Genomic DNA, 21,423 nt, shown 5'->3' on the forward strand with positions numbered 1-21,423 from the left:
TTTGATCACTGAATCGAACATCCGCATCCAGGCGGAAGAGCTTCCTGGAATGGATAAGATTTTGACACCTGAAGCACTCGCATTTATCGAAAAACTGCATGAACAATTCAACTCACGAAGATTGGAGCTGCTCGACAAACGGCAGCTCCGCCAAAAAGAACTCGATCAAGGCGGCACACTCGACTTCCTGTCAGAGACGGAGCACATCCGGAACGGCGATTGGACGATTGCCCCCTTACCGGACGACTTAAAAGACCGACGCGTAGAAATCACAGGCCCGACCAACCGGAAAATGCTCATCAATGCATTGAATTCCGGTGCGAAAACGTTCATGGCAGACTTGGAAGATGCCACTGCCCCGAACTGGCACAACGTCATCGACGGCCAGATTAATTTGTACGATGCCGTCCGGCGCGAAATCGATTTCAGTGTCCCGGAGACAGGCAAAGCATATAAGCTGAACGACGAGACCGCTGTCTTGATGGTCCGTCCGCGCGGCTGGCACTTACCGGAAGAGCACATCGAAATTGGTGACACGATCGCCTCTGGAAGCCTCGTCGATTTCGGTCTCTACTTCTTCCACAATGCGAAGGAATTGATCAAGCGTGGCAGCGGCCCTTACTTCTACTTGCCGAAGCTCGAAAGCCATCTAGAAGCACGCCTCTGGAATGATGTCTTCAACTTTGCGCAGGACGAACTCGGAATCCCACGCGGGACGATCCGGGCGACCGTCCTCATCGAGACCATTCTAGCCGCATTCGAAATGGATGAGATCCTTTACGAACTGCGCGATCACTCAGCTGGTCTGAATTGCGGCCGTTGGGATTACATTTTCAGCTTCATCAAACGGATGCGCAATAAGCCGGAATTCATCGTTCCGGACCGTGCACAAGTGACGATGACCGTGCCATTCATGCGTGCTTATACACTCCTTTGCATTCAGACGTGCCATAAGCGGAACGCACCGGCGATCGGCGGCATGGCCGCACAGATCCCAGTCAAGAACGATCCGGAAGCGAACGATGCAGCGTTCCAGAAAGTCGCCGAAGACAAACGGCGTGAAGCGACGGATGGCCACGATGGCACATGGGTTGCGCACCCTGCACTCGTTCCGGTCGCGATGGAACAGTTCGATGCGGTCATGAAAACACCGAACCAAATCAATCGGAAACGTGAAGACGTCCAGTCTACTGCCGAACAGCTCGTGGAAATTCCGACGGGTACCATTACCGAAGACGGACTCCGCGGCAACATTTCTGTCGGCATCCAGTACATCGCCTCCTGGCTATCAGGAAACGGTGCAGCACCGATCAACAACTTGATGGAAGATGCGGCAACAGCCGAAATCTCCCGCTCCCAAGTTTGGCACTGGATCCGCCACTCAGAAGGGAAACTGGTGGATGGACGTGACATCGACTTACCTCTCGTTGAGCAGATTATGGAAGAAGAAGACAATGTAATCAAACAAACAGTCGGTGAAAATTACGAACGCGGCAACTTCGCAGAAGCCCGTGAATTGCTTTCGAACTTGATTGTGAATGATGAATTTGCTGAGTTTCTGACATTGCCTGGTTATGAAAAACTAAAATGAGAGTGGAGGAGATTGTAATGAAAACGACAACTAATACGATCAAACGCCATAAGAAAGAGTGCTGTGAGTGTGGAGCTGAAATCAAAGAACAACGCGAGTCGATCATCTACGAATGTGAGCGGTGCATGACGCAGAAAGCTGAATAAGAGAACAAGAAAGAAACTGGCGGGACGTCCCAAATGAGACGTCCCGCCAGCTTCTTCTTATGCACCTTCATTATTCTGCTACTTCTTTCTTCGATTGATCGGATGAACGGATCCGGTAGCGTGAATCCTCTTCCAGCTTATTGAAAATCTCGATGTAGCGGTCCCCTTCACCGATCTCCTCACGCGGCGCTTCGTCCACGACTCCTGCGAGTGGCTGGTTCACAGGCTCGATGACACGTGAATCGAAATCGTTCATCAATCCTTGCAAGGCATCGTAATCCGTTACTTCTTTATCCTTCTCCACTTGCTTGAACAAGCGCTTCGATTCTTCTTCGGTCAACTCGACATAGCCAACAGTAATCCGTTGCGACATACGTTCGTCCTCCTTCTGGAATCTATATTAAGTTGAGATTAAGAAACAGGATACCCGATATTCCGCAAAACAGCTCCGCATCCAGTGGGCTGGCACCAGGCTAATTCTGTATCGCTTCGCTCTCCAGAATGGATCTCGGCACTGCGCTAGCCCACAGGAGTCTCTGCTATTTTGCTCCATATCTCTTCATCAATGATGAGGAGCGATACTTTTCATCACTACACTCCATTTAGAAGAAAGAGCGGAATAAGTCCGCCCTGAGCGGTTTCTTCCAACCTTTTTTGTAATGTCCATTCCTTATTTCAACTTATCTAGTTAGTCTTCTATACCCCAGCTGCGGAGAAAAACGCACTCACTTCTCGGTTTCGGCTGTTTTTCCGGCTTCCCAGAAAAGCGGTGCTTGTTTCGGCAATTTCCCGAACATGAAGCTTGCCCCTGGAATGAAGCGGTGGAACCACCAAATAACGAAGTAACAAATAATGACGACCAATGCATACTGCAGCGCAATCATCACATGCCACGACAAGCCAAATGTCTTAATCGGGAAGTAAATGTTCACTTGTGTAATCAAGTAAGGGTGCATCAAATAAAAGCCGAATGAATACGATGCGATCGCTTTGATCCGGTCCGTCGTCCGGACTTTGAAGCGCGTCACGAACTGCTCGCACAAGTACAGGAAGAATAAGCCACCGATGACGATGAAGAAAATGCCCATGCTTTTATACAGCTCTTCCGGAATCGCTACACGCGTATCCGTGAAGGCGTTTTGGTAACGGATCGAGACGTAGATCGTTCCGGCCGTCAAGAACAACACGCCGAGAACAGCTGTCTTCTTCCCCGTCACTTTCGCTTTGATTTCCTCGTAATGCAAGCCGATCCACGCGCCTAACAAGAATGCTGACAAGTTACTGACGAAGAACGGTCCGGTCACGACTTGATACTTCCAATTCCACATATAATACACGAGTTCAATGACGACTCCGAACGCCCATAGGTACTTTCTCAGGAACGCCGATGTCTGGACGATGTACATCAAGACCGGGAACACGAGATATAGCTGCACGACAAGCATGATGAAGTGCAGTTGATATTTACTGCCACCTGTCAGAATGTTCTCGACGATGCCACCGAGGTCGAACAGTTTATGTCCGTAGTGGATCACATCCATCTCATAGATGATCGACCAGATGACGAACGGGACGAGTATGTAGACGACGCGTTTGCGGAAGTAATCGAACAACACTTTACCTGTCCACTCACGGTCTCTATAGTTATAGAAAAAGACGATTCCGACAAGCATGATGAACAGGCCGGCCTCGATACGGACGATATTATTGAAATAATGATACACTTCATGCTGAATTGTGAATGGCTGGAATAAGTGCGTATATGGCGCAGTGACGTGTACGAAAACAACCATCAGCATGGCGAAGATACGGATATAATAAATCGAGCGGATTTCTTTTTTCACTTGGTCACACCTCTAATCTCATGAACCTGGCTCTCTTGTTAACCTACAGATTATGCTATCACATATCGCAAATTCTTGTTTAGTTGGCACTAGTGCTCTTGCCCTTTTTCCGTTACGATAGATGGAGATAGATTAAACAGATAGGCGGAGTGATTTGAATGCGCATAGCAATTTTCGATTTTGACGGTACTTTGTATTCGAAAGAAACATTCCAATTGATGATGGACCATTTAAAGGAGCACCCGGTGCACGGTTACCGCTACCGGATCTTCTTCAAGAAGATCATGCCTTCCTACCTTGGATCAAAAATCAAGGTCGTGCCTATGCATGTCATGCGCGCACGTTCTGTAGAGGCTTACTTAGCAGCACTGAACACGCTGTCCCGCTCAGAAATGGAAGAGTACTTCTCCGACATCGCTGCGAAAATGACGGATGACTTCAACCAGTCGGTCGTGGACAGATTGAAGAAGCATCACGAAGACGGCGATCACGTCATGGTCGTTTCGGGTGCGTTCACACCACTTCTCAATACGGTAACGGCCGGATTGCCGATCGATACAATCATCGGCACCGACATCCCATATACGAATGATAAGTACGATGCGGCACAAAAAGTCGCGCACGTACAAGGCCGTATGAAAGTCGAGAAGATCACAGAATCCCTCGGCGAACAACCCATCGACTGGGACAACAGCTTTGCTTATGGCGACAGCCACTCGGATCTCCCCGTCCTTGAGCTCGTCGGACAGCCGGTTGCCGTCCAACCTGAGCAGAAGCTACGCACCATCGCAGATAAGCGCAGCTGGGAGATCCTATAATACGGCTCCGACAAAAAAGGAACTGTCCATCACTGTCATATAGATGACAACTAGGATAGTTCCTTTTCATTTTCTTCACTCCATCATTTCGGCTAGTAGCTTGTAAGAATGGAGACGGTCTTCCTGATTGAAGACAGGTGTCGTGACGATCACTTCATTCGCTCGTGTATGATCGATGAATGCTTGAAGTTTCTCTTGCACGACTTCCGGCGTTCCGATGATGAAAGATTGTCCTTGCATCTTCTCTTTGAACTTCGCCACTTCGTACGATGGCCACGCATCCTCCCAGTCTTCCACCGGCGCTTGGAATTGTTCCGGCATGCCGCGCATCAAACTGTTCATCTGCAATTGACTCGACGTGGCAAGCATTTCCGCTCGTTCCTGCGTATCCGCTACGATGAGCGTCACACCGACCATTGCATACGGCTCAGCGAGCGCTTTCGATGGCTTGAAGTTTTGATGATACAGCTGAAGCGCCTGCAAGACAAAGTCCGGTGCGAAATGGCTCGCGAACGAAAAAGGCAACCCTTTAAGCGCAGCCAACTGTGCACTGAAGCCACTCGAACCAAGTAGCCAAAGCGGAACATCCGCGCCGGTACCCGGAAATGCCTTCACACGTCCAGATCCTTCAAAGTACGATTCCAGTTCCGCAACCAATTGCGGGAACTCATCGCCAGTCGTATGTAATGTCCGGCGAAGTGCGTACGCTGTCGCCTGGTCACTCCCTGGCGCTCTCCCAAGTCCTAGATCGATACGTCCCGGATACATCGCTTCGAGCGTACCGAACTGCTCCGCAATGACCAGTGGCGCATGGTTCGGCAGCATGATACCTCCTGAACCGACCCGGATTTTCTCAGTTGCGCCGGCGATGTGGCCGATCAATACAGACGTTGCTGAACTCGCAATGCCCGGCATACTATGATGTTCAGCTAGCCAAAAGCGGTGGAAGCCGAGCTTTTCGACCGTCTGCGCCAGCTCCACGCTACGGCTGATTGCTGCTGTCATGGTCGTTCCTTCGTTCACTGGTGTCAAATCCAATACTGAAACAGGGACTCCCCTGAAATGTTTTGTCTTCATGTCCTCACTCCTCCTGTCCATTTTAGCGCGACGGATGCAGAAACACATGTTTCCTGCTCAACTTCGAGCCATCAGAAAGAGGACGGCACAATCCTCCGTCCTCACGACTGGCACAATATGTTATTCAATCGATTCCAAAGCAGATGTGACGATGAAGTCCATCTCTCCTTCCTCCGTATCCATGATGAATTCACGTTTCACTTCACCATAGCCTTCCACGAAGTAATACCGGTTGATGGAACCTTCTTGCTCTTCAGATTCGAAGATTACCACTTCCTCGAATGTGCGGTAAGGAGTTTCCACCGTGCCATCCGTCTCCATGATTTCCCCTAAACTACTCGTCTGACCGACTTCAAGCGGGAACTTCAAGTAAGTGCCGATGACATCCAGTCCAGTAGGATCGTCTTCATACATTTCATAAAACTCCGGCTGCTCCAGAACAAGATCAATTTGCTGTTCTGAAATTCGGTAAATCCGCAACACGCGCGTTCCGCCGTTGTCTTCGTACATGGCAATATGTTTTTCATCCAAGTGTTCGACCTCGATGGTCAGCTCAGCATATTCATTTCCTTCTCCTTTGAAATTCTTCACTGCACCGTCTTCAGGTAAGTATGCCATCGGATCAGCTTCCGGTGTTTCCTGCGGCTCTTCCACTTCTTGCTCATCCACTTCGGCCGGCTCTTCTTCTACTCCGTCAATTTCTTCTTCCATCACTTCCGGATCAAGCTCAGGAACTTCCACTTCAGGCTCTACCGGTTCATCGTTACAGCCCGTCAATAAAAAGAATAAAGCGAAACAAGCACCAACTAGCTTTGTATTCATCGTTCCGCCCTCCCCTTATTTTTCCTATTTCTTTTCTTTACCCGCCATTCTAAAGCGGAAAACAACAACTGGCGGTTTAGAAATTAGCTCTTGACGAATTTATAACCAAAGCCCCTGACCGTCTGGATATACTTCGGAGTCGCCGGGTCTTTTTCGATTTTCCTTCTTAAATTACTGACATGCACTTTCACGGTCTGAATATCGCCTTCCGCGTAATACCCCCAAATGCGATCGTATAATTGCTCGGAAGTCCAGACGCGGTTCGGGTTCTCTGCCAGCAATAATAAGAGCTGAAATTCTTTGTGGAACAGCCGCACTTCCTTGTCGCCCACATACAATTCACACGCATCGACATGAATCGTCAAGTTATCGAACCGTAATACTTCCAACGGTTTTTCTTCACCGCTCACCCATCCAACTCTTCGCAGTGCAGACCGGATGCGCGCTTCCAGTTCACTGAAATCGAACGGCTTCGTAATGTAATCATCTCCTCCGACCTCAAGTCCTCGAACCTTGAACCTCGGTTCTTTCTTTCCACTGACAAAAAGAATCGGGACTTTTTTATGGAGGCGAATCTGCTTGCACAGTTCGAAGCCATCCATCTCCGGCATCTCGACATCCAGCAAAATGAGATCCGGGTTATGATGGTTCAATTTGGAAAGTGCATCCATTCCATTCGTTGCTTCCATCACTTCATAACCTTTTTTCTGTAAAAATAACCGCGTCATCTCACGGATTCCAGATTCATCTTCAACGATCATGACATTGGCAACTTTCATCTTTAGCTCCTCCTTGGATCATACTTTCTTGACGAGCGGCAATGCAACATGGAATACGCTTCCTTTATTCGGTTCACTTTCAGCCCAAATACGCCCCTTATGCGCTTCTACAATTTCTTTCGCAATCGCCAGTCCGAGTCCACTTCCCTTTTTTGCAGTATTTTTTTCGAATTTATAGAACCGGTCGAAGATGAACGGCAACACTTCCGGATCGATCCCGTCGCCTGCGTCTTCCACTTGGACGATGAGAAAGGCTTCAGTAGAACTTTCCTGCATGGAGTTCGAAAGGGAAATCGCCTGATCACCAGCTGGTGTATGCTTTACGGCGTTCAATAGGATATTTGAAAAAACTTGATCCAGCCTATCCGAATCTGCTATCAAGTCGTACCGTTGAAGTGGTTCCCAATTGATTTGAGTATTCAAAGCCGCCTTCCTTCCGCTTTTCTCTGCGTCCTGAAGAAGCGATTCGAGCAAGTATTGGAGCCACTGCGCCGCATCCAGCTGCTCGAACTTCAAGGTAATGTTACCAGATCTGTACTTCGCAAGATCTACAAGATCTTCAGTCAGCCTTTCAAGCAGCATCAATTTATTATGGATCATCGATAAATAGTGCGGATTCCTTTCTTCGATCAGATTTTCCTGAACAGCTTGAATGTATTGGTGAATCAACGTAATCGGTGTGTTCAATTCATGGGAAATGACCGATAGCATCTCATTACGGATTTGTTCGATTTCCTTGATCTCGTCCGTCAGTGTCGTCAATGTATGGTTTGAAATCTCAAGGGCTTCCGCTTGTTCCTGTAAATTCTTCTCGAGGAACTGGTTCATATTTACGATTTCCGTCGTCAGTCCACTCAGGCGCGATAAAATCGAGACCCTTAGCAGGAATTCCTCCTTCTCGCAAGGCGTGACAAGGTAATCATTCGCTCCCGCGGTGAACGCGGCTTTCTTCGATTCCAAATCATCATTTGCCGAAAGGAGAAGAATCGGCAATTCCGTCATCGAATACTTCACACGGATCCATCTGCAAAGCTCCACTGTATCCAAGTCCGACAATCCGGATTCGATAATCAGTAAAGCGACCTGCTGCTTAGCAAGCCTAATCGAAATTTCCGAGCTGTTTGAAGCCGCTCCTACCTTATAGGGCGCCGTATCTAATTGTTCCATAAGTGCCTGACGGTTCAGTCCTTCCGCCCCCGCGACCAATAGATTCAGCGCCCCACGACCAGCCACCGAATCTTGCGGCAATATCGACAGATTTAAATTCCGGATTAACGGCTCATCCGCTTTCATTGCATCAACACCCCCATCTTCCAGTGCCAGCGTCAACGGTTCACTGATTTCACCCGATGTCAACTCCAATAATTCGTCTTTTTGTCTGATGGCTTCCCTTAAGCTGACGAGCATCTTATCTTGTCGCCACTTCTCTTCTAAAATCCTCTCGCTTGTTTGCTGATTCTCCATATGTTCTTCAGACTGGAGGGCCAGCATAAATAAGATGAGTCCCGCTATCGCCAAAATAATGGCGCTAAACCGCAACATATTCAAGTAAGGTAAATAGCCTAATATAATCAGTGCATATCCTGCAGTTCCGCTGAATAACATCAGTTGAGCGGCTGTATGGAAATGAAGCCGCTTCCCTGTCTTCCTAGCGCTGTACAACGTCGCAGCAAGGGTACTGAAAGAAACTGACAGAAAAGACCACGGAAGTAGGTACCTGGCAACATCATAGTAAATCTGCGAATAAATAAGAAATAGAACTTGAATCGCGACAAGCCATCGGAACAATGTCGACACCCATGGAATCGTGTTCCAGAAGTTCAGCGCATGACTCGTATAGGCGAGTAGCAATAAACTTGAAACACCGATGAAGAACAAGACCGAGTAATTGTTCCAGACCGGAAATGGTCTCCATACATAAGCAAATGTAAGTCCTGACATAGACGCCAATGTAATGAGGATTGAAACATTCAGTCCAGCCAGATAAAGGTACTTCCGTTGTTTCAAATATAGTCCTCGGTACAACAAATACCCGACGAAAATCAAAGCCGCTCCCGTCAACAACCCGAGAATAGCGGTGACCCCTCTCGTCCTCTGTTCGAAAGCTTTTTCTTCCCACAGATGAAGTGGAATCTGAAGAGGCCCTTCTGTCGAAATACGAAGAAGTATTTCCGCGCCCTCTTCGTCAGGCAAATCTAGTGGGAGCACATAATTCCAATGGAAGTAGGGACGCTCTTCCATCGGTTGGATGTGCATCACTTTCGTTTCCTTGAATCCTCCTCCTGCAACCGGCTCGTATAAGACGACTTCATCCAGGATCGGTGCCGCCAATTCCAGCAGCCAATTGCGTGTTGCATCCGCATTTAGAAGATTCATCTTCACCCAATAAACGGAAGACGAATATCCGATGTTCGGTGCACCCACTTCGATGGGTAAAAAATCCCATGACCATGGAGGCGATGTGACGTCTTCAATTCCGAGCTTCCCTTCTTGATCTTCCAATATCTCTGATTGTGCTGATATTTTCAGATGATTGGAACGGGCCGACAATACAATCGGTTCTCCACTACTTGGTTCAGAAGCTTGTTCGGAAACTGAACAGGCAACCAGCATACAAGTTAAACAAAGAAAAAGCAGTATCCCAACTGAATATCTCAAGATATGGCTTCCCAAAAAGGACACCTTCTTCCGAATATTCTGAATTTTGCATTTAGAGGAATCTCTTGTCTTTATAGGATAGAGCTTATGTCAGCTCATTTGTTCCAAATCTTAGGTTATACCGTGCCGTTTGGATCATTTTTAATCATACCATTTTAAGGAGAAAAGTAAAACCTTTTGAATTCTGAAAATTCAACCAAAACTATTGACCTATCTTTTTTTATAATATAGTATGGAGTTATAAACAATATAACTTTATGCCTACTCCATAGAAATGCAATTACTATTTTAAGGAGGATTCTCATGCGAAGGTGGTCTCGTCCGTCTCTGTTGCTGAAGAAGAAATGGCTCATGGTGAAAATCGTATTGATAATTTTTGCAGTTGCGCTCACTTATCCACTTCTCCTCGTCCCGAAAACCATTCAGACGTATGAAGCAGTCCATGAACCCCTTGTCAGAGAAACGGCACAAAAACGTTCCGAAACGGTTTATTTAGCGAAGCAGGATCCTGTCTCCTTTCTTCTGCTCGGCGTAGATCAGCGTGAGAATGACCGTGGCAGATCCGATACGATGATTGTCCTGACCATTAATCCCGGACTGGATTCAGCGTTAATGCTCAGCATCCCCCGGGATACGTATGCGGAAATCGTCGGCTACGGATTCAGCGATAAATTGAATCACGCTTATGCTTTTGGTGGTGTTACGACAGCTGTCAGCTCAGTGGAACAGCTGCTTGATATCCCGATCGATTATTTCGTCCAAGTGAACATGGAGGGGTTCAAGGATGTCGTCGATCTGATCGGTCCGGTCGAAGTCGATAATCCATTCGCATTCGATGAGTTCCCGGAAGGTCCACAAACGCTGAACGGAAACCAAGCGCTTGAATTCGTCCGGATGCGCTATGAAGATCCGGACGGTGATTTTGGCAGACAGGAACGCCAGAAGCAGGTCGTCAAGAATTTGATTTCCCGGGCTTCCGATTTATCTTCTGTGCCCCACTATTCCAGTTTGCTCCAATCACTCGGCAACAATGTCAAAACCAATCTTGACTATGAATCCATTCTTCCCTTGCAACGGCATTACCGGAGCGCTGCAGAGTCACTCGAGTCATTGAGATTCTACTCCGGATATGGAGAAATAATGGGTGGGGTCTGGTATTACCGCGTCGATCCGGAAGAACTCGATAAGATTTCGGCACAGCTGAAGAATCACCTAGAAATTTCGCCTTGAAAAATAACCCGTTAAGCCGGTGCTTCCAGCTTAACGGGTCACAATAATTTCATGAATTCAACATCCTGCTTTTCGGTGCTTCCAAGTATTTCTCTTCGAACAAGTTCGGCAGCATCGGTTTGTCATAAAAGTATCCTTGGAACAGCGAGCATTGATGCTTTAGAAGGAAGTCTACTTCCACTTGCCGCTCCACCCCTTCTGCAAGCACGTCACATTCGATGCTCTTCGCCAAATTGATGATGGAAATCAGCAGTGCTTCCGCTTTTTTATCCTCCCCAATTTGACGCAGGAAGAACTTATCGATCTTGATTTTGTCAATCGGAAAGCTCGTCAAATAGGAGAGCATAGAAAATCCAGTTCCAAAGTCGTCGATTGCAACACAAATCCCTTTACTTTGGCACGCTTGCAGATTTTCCAGCACATGTTCCGAGTATGCAAGTTCGACTTGCTCCGTCACTTCCACTTCCAACAGTTTTGTCGGGATTTGATGCAGATCGATCAAGTCGAAGAAATTCCTGAAGAAAACCGGACTTTCAAGCAACGCCGGAGAGATATTGATCGCCACTGTGAAATCCCAGGCATAGCGGCGTCTCCATTCGCTGATCTGCGTGAATAACCGATCCAATAAATGAAGAGTCAGCGGCGCAATGGTTCCGGAACGTTCTGAGATGGCAATGAACTCTTCCGGTGAAATGAATCCGATTTCCGGATGATTCCATCTTGCCAGCATCTCTACCCCTTTGACTTCATTTGTCGCACCATCGATTTGCGGCTGCAGATGGTAATGAATTCCACTATCCTCCGATAAATCCCTCAAACCCGATTCGATGATCGAATGGCGGTTTTGGGACACACGCATTTGAGGTCGGAAGAAAGCATAGCTGAAGCCCGGTAACTTCTTCGCTTCCGTCATGGCATTTTCCGCAAACGACAGCAAATTATCTAAACTTGTCGTATCGTAAGGGAAACAACTGATCCCGACGCTCGCAGTGATGTGAACTGACTGGAAGTCATTGATCCACACTTGCTCTTCAAAGATTTTCTCGAGCTTCTCGGCAAAGAGATGCAACTTATCGGAAGGTGCAGGCTGCAGTACAATCAGGAATTCATCTCCAACCAACCTGCCGACCTGTATTTTGTCCCCTTCGAGGAGACGAAGCTGTCCGCTAATATTTTTCAGTACTTCATCGCCTATTTTGTAATGATAGATGGAATTGATCGTTTTCATATTGTCCAGATTCAGGAAATACACTGTGAACTTCTTTTCCTTCGCGATGAGTTCTTGACACACCTCAAGCATCTTCTGCCTATTCGGCAGCCCTGTCAAGGAGTCGTAATAGGCGAGTTCCTTCAATTTCTTCTCGTTCTCGATCGATGCTGTAATATCCCGGAAATAAACAGCCAGTCCTCCTTCTGTGATAGGATAGACGCTCACATGGAACCAGCGTCCGAGCGGCTCATAATATTCCTCGAAAAAACATTCTTCTTTCGAGGTTAAGGCGATTTTGTATTCGGCAAAAAACCTTGATTCTTCAAATCCTGGGAAAGCGTTCGTAACTTTTCTTCCGATGACATCCCGACGCTTGATTTCCAATATTTTTTCACCGTTCAGATTCATATAGACGAAGCGCAACTGGCTGTCCAATTGATAGAAGCCATCCCCCATCGTCTCCAGCACGCTTTCCGCAGTGGACTGCTCGACCGTATCGAGTGTCACAGCATGAAGGTAAACAAGTGCCACCGCCCCTTCTCCTCCATCTAACTCAAGGCTCTTCACTTTCGCAGAAAACCATTGAACGTCGCCGTCAGGCAGTGTGAACGGATACACTTGTGAATATTCATGCATTTGTCTGAGCGCAACTTGACGAATCGTTTCCATTTCCCGTATCCGGCCTCTGTCTCTGAATTGATTGAAGAAGTTTCCACCGACTACGTATAAATCAGGATCGATTTTGTGCTCTCTGCAAAAGATTTCCCACCTCTTATTCACTTGAAGGATACGGCCGGAACTATCCACGACAATCGCATTTTCTTCGATCATATTTATCCAACTCCGCATCCCCATCTCCCCTTTCGAATCTCCTGGTCTTTAGTTTATCATAACTGATCGGCTTTTGATTTTCCTCCCCATTTTCCATTCTCCTTGCACCACGCTTATCCAATCAAGTGACTTTCCTTCCCTCACAGCACGCATTCGCTATAATGGAAAACAAAGGGGGCATTACGATGTGTTTGATCGCTTTTCGATTTCAGGATCACCCGAAATATAAATTGATTCTAGCAGCCAACCGGGATGAGTTTTACGCACGTCCGACCGCGCCTGCCGATTTCTGGACAGACGAACCTACAATCTTGGCAGGACGTGATTTACAGGGCCACGGAACATGGCTCGGCGTCTCGAAGGAAGGACGGATCGCTGCATTGACCAACTACCGGGCGCCCGCCCATATGGCCGCCGGGAAAAAGACGCGTGGCGCCATTGTGCGCGATTTCCTCATGAGCTCGGATTCACCCGCTGAATATATGGCCAAACTTGTGCCAGAAGATTATGCAGGCTTCAATTTCCTCTGCGGCAGTGCCGACGAGCTATTCTATTTCAACAACGTGGATGGGCATTCCGAAACGGTCAGCCCAGGAGTCCACGCCCTCAGCAACGCCTTCCTGAATACACCGTGGCCGAAAGTCGAAAAGGCGAAAGTCTCAATGAAGACAATCACGGAACAGAACGGTCAGATTAATCCGGATGAACTGTTCGGCATCATGGCTGACGCAGACCAAGCACACGAAACCACATTACCTGATACCGGTGTCGGACTGGAGCTTGAACGTTCACTCTCTTCCTTATTCATACGCTTGCCTGATTACGGCACGCGTTGCAGCACTGTTCTTCTCGTCGAAAACGATGGCACGCTTCATTTCGCGGAACGGCGATATGAGGAAGGCGAGAAGGTCGGAGAGAATCACTATATGCTCCAAACACCATCCATTTAAGCGAACCTGCTTATTCCGAGTGATCTTGTCCCTTCTCTATTCCCTTTTGAAGGAAAAACATTCATTGTAAAGGAGCGTATTTTATGAGACTCGGCTATGCATGTATGAACACTGAATTAAAAACCGTCTTTCGCACAGCCCGGCTTGCGAAGATCGAAAACGAAGGCAATCAGAAAATCAAAGAATTGACCCTTCAAAACATGAGGACGACATACGAGATCCTTAAGTGGAATCTGCAACACGACATTTATTTCTACAGAGCTTCCAGTTCAATCATTCCACTCGCTACACATCCGATAAATGACTGGATTTACTGGGAAGACCCGGACTTTTTGGCAATCGCTTCAACAATCCGTGCTTTTGTCGAAAAACATCGGATGCGCATATCGGTTCATCCTGGACAATACACGGTATTGAACTCACCGAAAGCCGAAGTCGTCCGTAAATCCATTTTGGACTTAACGTACCATGACCGTCTCATCCGCTTGCTTGGTGGAAGGGATATCATCGTTCATACCGGAGGGGCTTACGGAGATAAGGAAGAAGCGAAGAAGCGGTTTGCTGCAACTTATTTGACGCTGCCAGAAAGCATCCGGGAAGGGCTCCGCCTTGAAAACGATGATAAAACCTTTACCGTTCGGGATGTACTTGATATACATGCACTTTGCGGTGTCCCGATCTGTTTCGACATTCACCACCACCGCTGTAACTCCGGTGGCGATGCAGTTGATATTTCAGAAGTACTAGCGACTTGGGACGGCTTCGGAATCCCTAAAATACACATCTCTTCTGGCAAGGAATTTTCGACCGATTTGCGTCACCATTCGCTGATCACAGAAGAGGATTTCGACGAATTGATCCAATTGTTGGCTGGTGAAGATGCGGATATTATGTTCGAAGCAAAATTAAAGGAGCAGTCTGTACTCCCGTTCCTCAACAGGATAAAATAAAATAACATCCCATTCCATTTAAACAGACGGTCCGGCAAGTGCTATTCAATAGCTCTTGCCGGACCGCCTGTTTTCACTTTATCCAGTTAATCATAAAAAGCCGGGAAGATGAGCCGGAAACACGTTCCTTTATTCAACTCGGACTCAATTTCGATCTCTCCGTCCATTTGGCGGATGATGCTATAAGTGACCATCATGCCAAGACCGGTCCCCTTGATTTTGTTGGAGAAATACGGTTCCCCTATCCGCTTCACTTGTTCTTTCGTCATGCCTACGCCTTCATCCTTCAGCTCGATCCTGATATTTCCTAAAACGAGCGCCGTGGTAATCCGGAACACACCACCTGAAGGCATCGCCTCAATTCCGTTGCGTAAAATATTGATGATCGCCTGGTGAAACTTTCTCGGATCGCCTTTGATGATCAATTCCGTATGCGATTTATCCACATGGAAATCGACATTTTGCCAACTTGCAAATGGATTCATGACTTTCAATACTTGGTCGATTTCGGAATCGACATCGATTTTCTCCACTTCGCCGTACGTCGGTTTTGCGAATAAGAGATAATCATCGATGAGCCGCTCTGCTGCCTCGACTTCCTCCAAGATAGTCTCATAGAATTCCAGTTGCTTCTCACGTGGATAATCTTTCGTCTCCAGCAACTGGACGAATCCTTTGATACTTTGCAGCGGATTACGCAATTCGTGTGACACAGATGCCGCAAAGTGGCTAACGGTCTCGAGCTTCTCGTGTTTCATGACAGTGTTCAACAACATTTCCTGCCTGCCGAAATGCTCGATCAAAAGGGCCGTCACAATGATCAGCACCCCTTGATTCAAGATGATCATCGTCCAGATCCCCATCATTTCATGAAGCTCATGACCAAAGAAAATATATCCGCTCAACATATTGAACAGTAAGGAAAAAATGGAAATGACAAATACTAGAACCGCCTTATTTAAGCGGTTAATCCGCATGTATAGCGGGCGAAGAAATGGTACGATCAATGCAATCAGGAATAGATTGGCGATCGCGATATACATTCCATCCCCGCCAATGAGGATTCGGACCATTGCTGAAACAATGAACAAAGTGGCGCTGACCGCAAAGCCGCCGTATAGTGCACCGACGATCATCGGCACTTGGCGCAAGTCGAATATATATTCCTCTGCAAGGATTTGATATGGAAACAATAGGCACAGAACGATGGAGATCGAAAACATGATCGTCAGCTTGATGCGGTGACTGACGAAATAATTTCGGGTTCCTGCTGTCGAGAACACTTGATAGATAATGATCGGAAATATAATGAAGAAGATATTATTGATCATTCCAGTAACCATCACTTGCACCCAGCTCACTCCTTCTATCCATTCATTTCCATTATACAGAAATCATCTTGAACAACTAGAGTTATTTTCCAATTCCTTTCTAATTTTGTTCAAAAGTCTTTCTCGCCGCTTTTTCATTCCAGCCAATGTCAAAGAACTTTCCTGTGCCAATTCTGCGACCGACACACCATCGATAAAAAGCGACTCGAGCAAACTTTGTTCATGCTGACTCAACTGACACTCGTCGAGCCAATCCGGCAGATGATCCTCTACAGGTTCTTTCGCAGCGAACGCTTCCAACACATCATCCCCAACACCTACCATCTTTTCACTGACCTTCGCCTCTTTTTTCAAATCGTCGAGCATTGCGCCATACATGCTTCGATAAGCGAATGGCGCGAATGACCCTCGCTCTTCCTCATAACGGAGCCATGCCTGCCAAAGAGCAATCGCCGCTGTCTGCCGGAAGCATGCAAAGTCACGGTAAATATGGAGCTTCCGGATGATCGCTGACGCCATCGGTTCATATTGCTTCCAAACTTGTTCAAACTGATCCATCGTTAGTCCTTCTGAACGTTCGTTGTATTCCCGGGTACAGCCATCATAGCGAGCCAGAAAAAATTTCTCAGAATCCATTTGAAGGACTTCCCATACAAATGCTGTAAGTTCAGACCTCCCATTTCATCAGCAAACCCATATGCAGCAAAGTTTCGGCCATAATTCCAAGTACCGTCCCACCTGTCTTCAGGATGTAATCTTTCCACCTTTTTCTCGCTGATTCCATCGCCACGAAACTGACACAAAATGTGAGCACCAACAAATTGACAACGTCGGGGCGAAAGACGTAAAGTAAGCTCGTGACCAAGTGTCCACTATTAATGACCGACCAGTTCGCAGGAGGAGGAAGAATGGACAAAAAGCAACAATTACTGTATGAAGCGATGCAACTGTTCTCTTCCAAAGGCTTTCACCAAACATCGGTTCAGGAAATCGCTGCAAGTGCCGGCATTTCGAAAGGTGCTTTCTATAAGCATTTCCAATCGAAAGAACAGCTATTCATCGAAATCCTGAAATTTTGCCAATCGGAGATTTCCCATATTCTCCTTCATCCGGAATTCATCGAAGGTTTCTCGAAAAAAGAGAACTTCGTGCACGTGCTGGAAATTCAAATCCGCAAAACGTTAGCAAATAAAGAATTTTTCATCATGGCTTTCATGGATCATCCGAAAGAGCTGTTGAAAGAAACCGAAGAATTGATGCACGACATGCGAGAGATGCAAAAGATCTTTTACAGGGAAAATTTAGAAGCGATCTACGGCCCGCGTATCCAGCCGTTTTTGGCAGATTTAGTCGTCTTGTTCGAAGGCATGCTGAACGGATACATTGGACATCTTATCTTAGAGGACTACAACCTGGAGCCGAAACGCCTGGCAACATCGCTCGTTGAATATATCGAAGCGGTCGTCGCAAGGCTCGATTCATTGGAGCCGTTATTGCAGCCGATTACTAGTGAAGTCTCAAAATCCACGCAGTTGTTCGATTTACTCGAAATGAGATTGAGCCACGCCGGTTTTTCAGAGAACACGAAGCAATCCATCAGCCTATTAAAAGAGGAAGCGGAGCAATCACAGCCGCGCATCTTTTTATTGGAAGCATTATTTACTTATTTGCACCAGGAGGACCGCCTCCAACCAGAACTCGGACAGCTAAAGAACATCATTTTAAAAGGAGTGTAACCAGTGAAACAAATCATCAACTTTTCCTTGAACAATAAATTCGCAGTTTGGATATTGACGTTCATGGTTGTCGTAGCAGGATTATTCTCAGGTTTGACGATGAAGCAAGAGTCGATCCCGAACATCACATTACCTGCATTGACAGTCATCACCGTTTATCCAGGAGCCGCGCCTGAAGAAGTCGCGGATGAAGTGACGATTCCACAAGAAGCAAGATTACAGAACCTTGCCGGACTGGAGACGATCACCTCTTCTTCCATGGCGAATGCCTCCTCATTGCAGCTCCAATTCTCATTTGAAACGGATATGGATGAAGCAGCAAGTGAAGTGGAAGACGCACTCGGTGAAGTCGGCTTGCCTGATAGCGCACAAGAGCCGAGCGTCATGCGTATCAGCCTTGACGCACTTCCCGTCTTGACATTGAGCGCCAGCAGCGCGGGCAACTCGATCGAAGAATTGACGGAAATCGTCGAAACTGAAGTATTGCCTGAATTCCAAAGCATCGATGGCATGCAGGACGTCCAGATCACTGGGCAACAAGTCCAAAGCGTGTCCATGCAGTTGAACGAAGAGCAAATGGCCCAATACGGCCTAACGGAAGAAACGATCACTCAATTGATCCAAGCTTCCAATATCACGTTCCCTCTTGGCTTGACGAATTTCGACGGAGAACTGAAGAACCTCGTCATCGACGGGAACTTCGCAACAATCGATGACCTGCGCAACCTGCAGATCCCAGCTGTACCTGCTGGAGCACCTGGAGCTGACGCTGGCGCACCGGGGGGACAATCACCTGGCGCTGGCATGGAAGCACCTGAAGGAACTCCGCCTGGCGGAGAACTCGCTGCTCCGGCACTGCCGACCGTTCCACTGAGCGACTTGGCAGAAATCGAAGTGGTCAGTGAAGCAGAGTCCATTTCACGAACAGACGGCGAACAATCGATCGGGATCCAGATCATCAAAGCTCCCGATGCCAACACGGTTGAAGTCGTCAACAAAGTGAAAGATGCAGCAACACAGCTTGAAGAAGACTTCGGCATCACGCTCACATCAACATTCGACCAGGCTGAACCAATCGAACAATCGGTTGAGACGATGCTGTCAAAAGCATTGTTCGGTATTTTGTTTGCGATCGTCATCATTCTCTTGTTCTTGAGAAGCTTTAAAACGACATTCATCGCAGCGATCTCGATCCCGTTGTCGCTTCTCATGGCGATTTTCCTGTTGGATCAGCTTGATATCACACTCAACATCATGACGCTCGGCGCGTTGACGGTCGCGATCGGCCGGGTCATCGATGACTCGATCGTCGTCATTGAAAACATTTATCGCCGAATGTCATTGCCTGGCGAAAAACTGCGCGGCAAAGAATTGGTTCGCGAATCAACACGCCAAATGTTCATCCCGATCTTCTCATCTACGATTGTCACGATCGCAGTATTCCTACCGCTAGCACTTGTCAGCGGACAGATCGGCGAATTGTTCCTGCCATTCGCACTTGCTGTTGTCTTTGCATTGTCCGCTTCCCTTCTTGTCGCGATCACGATCGTACCGCTTCTAGCGCATACGATGTTCGGCAAGAAATTGCAGGCACTTGATGAAAAAACACAGAAGAATGCTGAACACAAACCTGGCAAACTGGCTGCTTCATACGAACGTATTCTTGAATGGGCGTTGAACCATAAGGTCATTACATTCGGTAGCGCAACAGTTCTTCTCGCAGCCAGCTTCTTCCTTCTTCCGGTGATCGGCGTTTCCTTCCTGCCTGAAGAAGAGCAAAAAGTCGTCATTGCGACGTACAGCCCGGATCCGGGTCAATTGCTTGAAGATGTAGAACAAACTGCTCTTGATGCAGAAACGATGATTAGTGAACGCGAAGGCGTCACAAGCTATCAATACTCACTCGGCGGCGACAATCCGATGAGTGCAATGGGCGGCGGCGGAGACAATTCTGCATTGTTCTTCATTGAATATGATAGTGAATACGAAAACTTCGATGGCGAAAGCAAGCGCCTGATTGAAGAATTGAACGCTTCAGCCGAAGCTGGCGAGTGGGGGTCACTCGATTTCACTTCGATGGGCGGCAACAACATGGAGCTCTTCGTATACGGCAACAACCTTGAAGATCTGCAAACAGCAATCGACCAGATCCAGCCGGTACTTGAACAGCACGAAGAACTTGAAAACATCGAATCCGGTTTGAACGAAGCCTACGATCAATACACGTTGGTTGCAAATCAAGAAGCACTTAGCCAAAACGGACTAACGCCTGCCCAGATCGGCATGGCCCTCAGCAGTCAAAGTGAAGCGCCTGTCTTGACGACGGTCCGCAACGATAACAAAGACTTGGATGTTTACATTGAAGTCGAAGAAGCGGAATATGCCAGCATCGACGAAGTAACGGATGTCCAAATTCCGACGGCTCTTGGTACAACTGTTTCCATCGGTGACGTCGTCGACATCGAAGAGGGGAAATCGCCAGACACGATTACACGTCGTGACGGCAAGATCTACACTTCCCTATCTGCTGAAATTCTTGGCAACGACCCGACGACTGTCACAAGCGAAATCGACAAAGAAATCCAAGAACTCGATCTCCCTAGCGGTGTCACTGTCGATTATGGCGGAATCACTGAACAGATCAACGAGTCCTTCACTCAACTCGGACTTGCGATGCTCGCAGCGATTGCGATTGTCTACTTTGTCCTAGTGGTTACATTCGGCGGAGCACTTGCTCCATTCTCGATCCTGTTCTCCTTACCGTTCACGGTCATCGGGGTACTGGTCGCACTATGGATCACAGGTGAATCATTGAGTGTCAACGCATTGATCGGAGTATTGATGCTGATCGGTATCGTAGTCACGAACGCCATCGTACTGATCGACCGCGTCATCCACAAGGAAAAAGAAGGCATGACGACGCGCGCTGCTTTGATTGAAGCTGGCGGTACACGTCTACGCCCGATCTTGATGACGGCTCTTGCAACAATCGGGGCATTGATCCCGCTTGCGATCGGAGCAGAAGGTGGCGGCGGTCTTATCTCGAAAGGCCTCGGCATCACAGTTATCGGCGGTCTCATCAGCTCAACGTTGTTGACGTTGCTGATTGTGCCGATTGTCTATGAAGTCACTGCGAAGTTCCGCAAAAAAGAATTGAAATAAAATCAAGCCGCCCAACAAGTCTACCTTGACTTGTTGGGCGGCTTTTTCTTTTGGATTTTGTTTCTCGAAGGGATGGCGAAAATTGGAGTCCGGCTGACCTGCATTCCAGAGATCGCGAGCTAGAGGCGCGGTACCGAGCCTCCTCGGTATCGCTTTAACCCTCCAGCACGCTCACTCTTCCATTCCGGCTCAGCTCGTTCGATAAAAGGAGTGATGTAGAATGCTGGTGATTTGGATAATCAAGCATAGTAGCCATCTTCACATTCTATTAGAAGGTGTTGGGTGGTA

At 47.6% G+C, this 21,423-nt stretch carries 17 protein-coding genes; 8 read left to right on the top strand and 9 right to left on the bottom strand.

Annotation, left to right across the window (positions count from 1 at the left end; all coding sequences use genetic code 11):
* The first annotated feature begins 1 nt into the window (after nucleotide 1).
* Both aceB and GIW82_RS05610 read left to right on the top strand, forming a co-directional pair.
* The gene (gene aceB, locus GIW82_RS05605; protein ID WP_154748889.1) at nucleotides 2-1,591 is read left to right on the top strand and encodes a malate synthase A; all 1,590 of its coding nucleotides are present in this window, start codon (nucleotides 2-4) and stop codon (nucleotides 1,589-1,591) included.
* A 17-nt stretch (nucleotides 1,592-1,608) separates the two neighbouring features.
* Nucleotides 1,609-1,737 (top strand): protein YhfH, encoded by a 129-nt coding sequence (locus GIW82_RS05610; protein ID WP_154748890.1) that lies wholly within the window; start codon nucleotides 1,609-1,611, stop codon nucleotides 1,735-1,737.
* A gap of 70 nt (nucleotides 1,738-1,807) precedes the next feature.
* Here GIW82_RS05610 and GIW82_RS05615 read toward each other — a convergent pair whose 3' ends face one another.
* Both GIW82_RS05615 and GIW82_RS05620 read right to left on the bottom strand, forming a co-directional pair.
* Nucleotides 1,808-2,110, bottom strand: a complete 303-nt coding sequence (locus GIW82_RS05615; RefSeq protein ID WP_154748891.1) for a hypothetical protein — start codon at nucleotides 2,108-2,110, stop codon at nucleotides 1,808-1,810.
* A 352-nt stretch (nucleotides 2,111-2,462) separates the two neighbouring features.
* A complete protein-coding gene (locus GIW82_RS05620) occupies nucleotides 2,463-3,581 on the bottom strand; it encodes an acyltransferase (RefSeq protein ID WP_154748892.1) in 1,119 nt (372 codons plus the stop codon).
* Between the two features lie 158 nt (nucleotides 3,582-3,739).
* On the opposite strand from GIW82_RS05620, the gene GIW82_RS05625 reads away from it, so the two are divergent.
* Nucleotides 3,740-4,399: an HAD family hydrolase gene (locus GIW82_RS05625; RefSeq protein ID WP_154748893.1), complete on the top strand. Its 660-nt coding sequence runs from the start codon at nucleotides 3,740-3,742 to the stop codon at nucleotides 4,397-4,399.
* A 75-nt stretch (nucleotides 4,400-4,474) separates the two neighbouring features.
* Here the strand turns inward: GIW82_RS05625 and GIW82_RS05630 are convergent, their stop codons facing one another.
* From GIW82_RS05630 to GIW82_RS05645, 4 genes are all read right to left on the bottom strand, one after another.
* Complete coding sequence (locus tag GIW82_RS05630) at nucleotides 4,475-5,476, bottom strand: LLM class flavin-dependent oxidoreductase (RefSeq protein ID WP_154748894.1); 1,002 nt, start codon at nucleotides 5,474-5,476, stop codon at nucleotides 4,475-4,477.
* A 120-nt stretch (nucleotides 5,477-5,596) separates the two neighbouring features.
* A complete protein-coding gene (locus GIW82_RS05635) occupies nucleotides 5,597-6,298 on the bottom strand; it encodes a hypothetical protein (RefSeq protein WP_154748895.1) in 702 nt (233 codons plus the stop codon).
* Between the two features lie 83 nt (nucleotides 6,299-6,381).
* Nucleotides 6,382-7,077 carry a response regulator transcription factor gene (locus GIW82_RS05640; RefSeq protein WP_154748896.1) on the bottom strand — a complete coding sequence of 232 codons (696 nt, stop codon included), beginning with the start codon at nucleotides 7,075-7,077 and terminating at the stop codon, nucleotides 6,382-6,384.
* 18 nt (nucleotides 7,078-7,095) lie between these two features.
* Nucleotides 7,096-9,579: a 7TM-DISM domain-containing protein gene (locus GIW82_RS05645; protein WP_195913949.1), complete on the bottom strand. Its 2,484-nt coding sequence runs from the start codon at nucleotides 9,577-9,579 to the stop codon at nucleotides 7,096-7,098.
* A gap of 459 nt (nucleotides 9,580-10,038) precedes the next feature.
* On the opposite strand from GIW82_RS05645, the gene GIW82_RS05650 reads away from it, so the two are divergent.
* Entirely contained in the window at nucleotides 10,039-10,965 is a 927-nt protein-coding gene (locus tag GIW82_RS05650) for an LCP family glycopolymer transferase (protein WP_230309169.1), read from the top strand.
* Nucleotides 10,966-11,014: 49 nt separating this feature from the next.
* Here GIW82_RS05650 and GIW82_RS05655 read toward each other — a convergent pair whose 3' ends face one another.
* On the bottom strand, nucleotides 11,015-13,006 hold the full coding sequence (locus tag GIW82_RS05655) for a putative bifunctional diguanylate cyclase/phosphodiesterase (protein ID WP_195913950.1): 1,992 nt from the start codon (nucleotides 13,004-13,006) through the stop codon (nucleotides 11,015-11,017).
* Between the two features lie 185 nt (nucleotides 13,007-13,191).
* Here GIW82_RS05655 and GIW82_RS05660 point away from each other — a divergent pair, with 185 nt between their 5' ends.
* Nucleotides 13,192-13,956 (top strand): NRDE family protein, encoded by a 765-nt coding sequence (locus tag GIW82_RS05660; protein ID WP_154748899.1) that lies wholly within the window; start codon nucleotides 13,192-13,194, stop codon nucleotides 13,954-13,956.
* A gap of 83 nt (nucleotides 13,957-14,039) precedes the next feature.
* Nucleotides 14,040-14,906: a UV DNA damage repair endonuclease UvsE gene (uvsE, locus tag GIW82_RS05665; protein ID WP_154748900.1), complete on the top strand. Its 867-nt coding sequence runs from the start codon at nucleotides 14,040-14,042 to the stop codon at nucleotides 14,904-14,906.
* 86 nt (nucleotides 14,907-14,992) lie between these two features.
* On the opposite strand, the gene GIW82_RS05670 is transcribed toward uvsE, so the two are convergent.
* Nucleotides 14,993-16,249, bottom strand: a complete 1,257-nt coding sequence (locus GIW82_RS05670; RefSeq protein WP_154749617.1) for an ATP-binding protein — start codon at nucleotides 16,247-16,249, stop codon at nucleotides 14,993-14,995.
* 51 nt (nucleotides 16,250-16,300) lie between these two features.
* Nucleotides 16,301-16,873, bottom strand: a complete 573-nt coding sequence (locus GIW82_RS05675; RefSeq protein ID WP_230309170.1) for a sigma-70 family RNA polymerase sigma factor — start codon at nucleotides 16,871-16,873, stop codon at nucleotides 16,301-16,303.
* Between the two features lie 272 nt (nucleotides 16,874-17,145).
* Between GIW82_RS05675 and GIW82_RS05680 the strand changes: the two genes are divergently transcribed.
* Complete coding sequence (locus GIW82_RS05680; RefSeq protein WP_195913951.1) at nucleotides 17,146-17,973, top strand: TetR/AcrR family transcriptional regulator; 828 nt, start codon at nucleotides 17,146-17,148, stop codon at nucleotides 17,971-17,973.
* 3 nt (nucleotides 17,974-17,976) lie between these two features.
* Nucleotides 17,977-21,135 carry an efflux RND transporter permease subunit gene (locus GIW82_RS05685; RefSeq protein WP_370456016.1) on the top strand — a complete coding sequence of 1,053 codons (3,159 nt, stop codon included), beginning with the start codon at nucleotides 17,977-17,979 and terminating at the stop codon, nucleotides 21,133-21,135.
* Nucleotides 21,136-21,423 lie beyond the last annotated feature (288 nt).

The organism is Planomicrobium sp. YIM 101495, from assembly GCF_009707665.1.
Classification (GTDB): domain Bacteria; phylum Bacillota; class Bacilli; order Bacillales_A; family Planococcaceae; genus Planococcus.

What these genes read in the sequence shown, in the direction of transcription:
- GIW82_RS05625 (WP_154748893.1), top strand. Translation starts at nt 3,740, where the DNA reads ATGCGCATAGCAATTTTCGATTTTGACGGTACTTTGTATTCGAAAGAA.
- GIW82_RS05615 (WP_154748891.1), bottom strand. Translation starts at nt 2,110, where the DNA reads ATGTCGCAACGGATTACTGTTGGCTATGTCGAGTTGACCGAAGAAGAA.
- GIW82_RS05630 (WP_154748894.1), bottom strand. Translation starts at nt 5,476, where the DNA reads ATGAAGACAAAACATTTCAGGGGAGTCCCTGTTTCAGTATTGGATTTG.
- GIW82_RS05655 (WP_195913950.1), bottom strand. Translation starts at nt 13,006, where the DNA reads ATGATCGAAGAAAATGCGATTGTCGTGGATAGTTCCGGCCGTATCCTT.
- GIW82_RS05650 (WP_230309169.1), top strand. Translation starts at nt 10,039, where the DNA reads ATGCGAAGGTGGTCTCGTCCGTCTCTGTTGCTGAAGAAGAAATGGCTC.
- GIW82_RS05640 (WP_154748896.1), bottom strand. Translation starts at nt 7,077, where the DNA reads ATGAAAGTTGCCAATGTCATGATCGTTGAAGATGAATCTGGAATCCGT.
- GIW82_RS05610 (WP_154748890.1), top strand. Translation starts at nt 1,609, where the DNA reads ATGAAAACGACAACTAATACGATCAAACGCCATAAGAAAGAGTGCTGT.
- GIW82_RS05680 (WP_195913951.1), top strand. Translation starts at nt 17,146, where the DNA reads ATGGACAAAAAGCAACAATTACTGTATGAAGCGATGCAACTGTTCTCT.
- GIW82_RS05675 (WP_230309170.1), bottom strand. Translation starts at nt 16,873, where the DNA reads ATGGATTCTGAGAAATTTTTTCTGGCTCGCTATGATGGCTGTACCCGG.
- GIW82_RS05635 (WP_154748895.1), bottom strand. Translation starts at nt 6,298, where the DNA reads ATGAATACAAAGCTAGTTGGTGCTTGTTTCGCTTTATTCTTTTTATTG.
- uvsE (WP_154748900.1), top strand. Translation starts at nt 14,040, where the DNA reads ATGAGACTCGGCTATGCATGTATGAACACTGAATTAAAAACCGTCTTT.
- GIW82_RS05660 (WP_154748899.1), top strand. Translation starts at nt 13,192, where the DNA reads ATGTGTTTGATCGCTTTTCGATTTCAGGATCACCCGAAATATAAATTG.
- GIW82_RS05670 (WP_154749617.1), bottom strand. Translation starts at nt 16,249, where the DNA reads ATGGTTACTGGAATGATCAATAATATCTTCTTCATTATATTTCCGATC.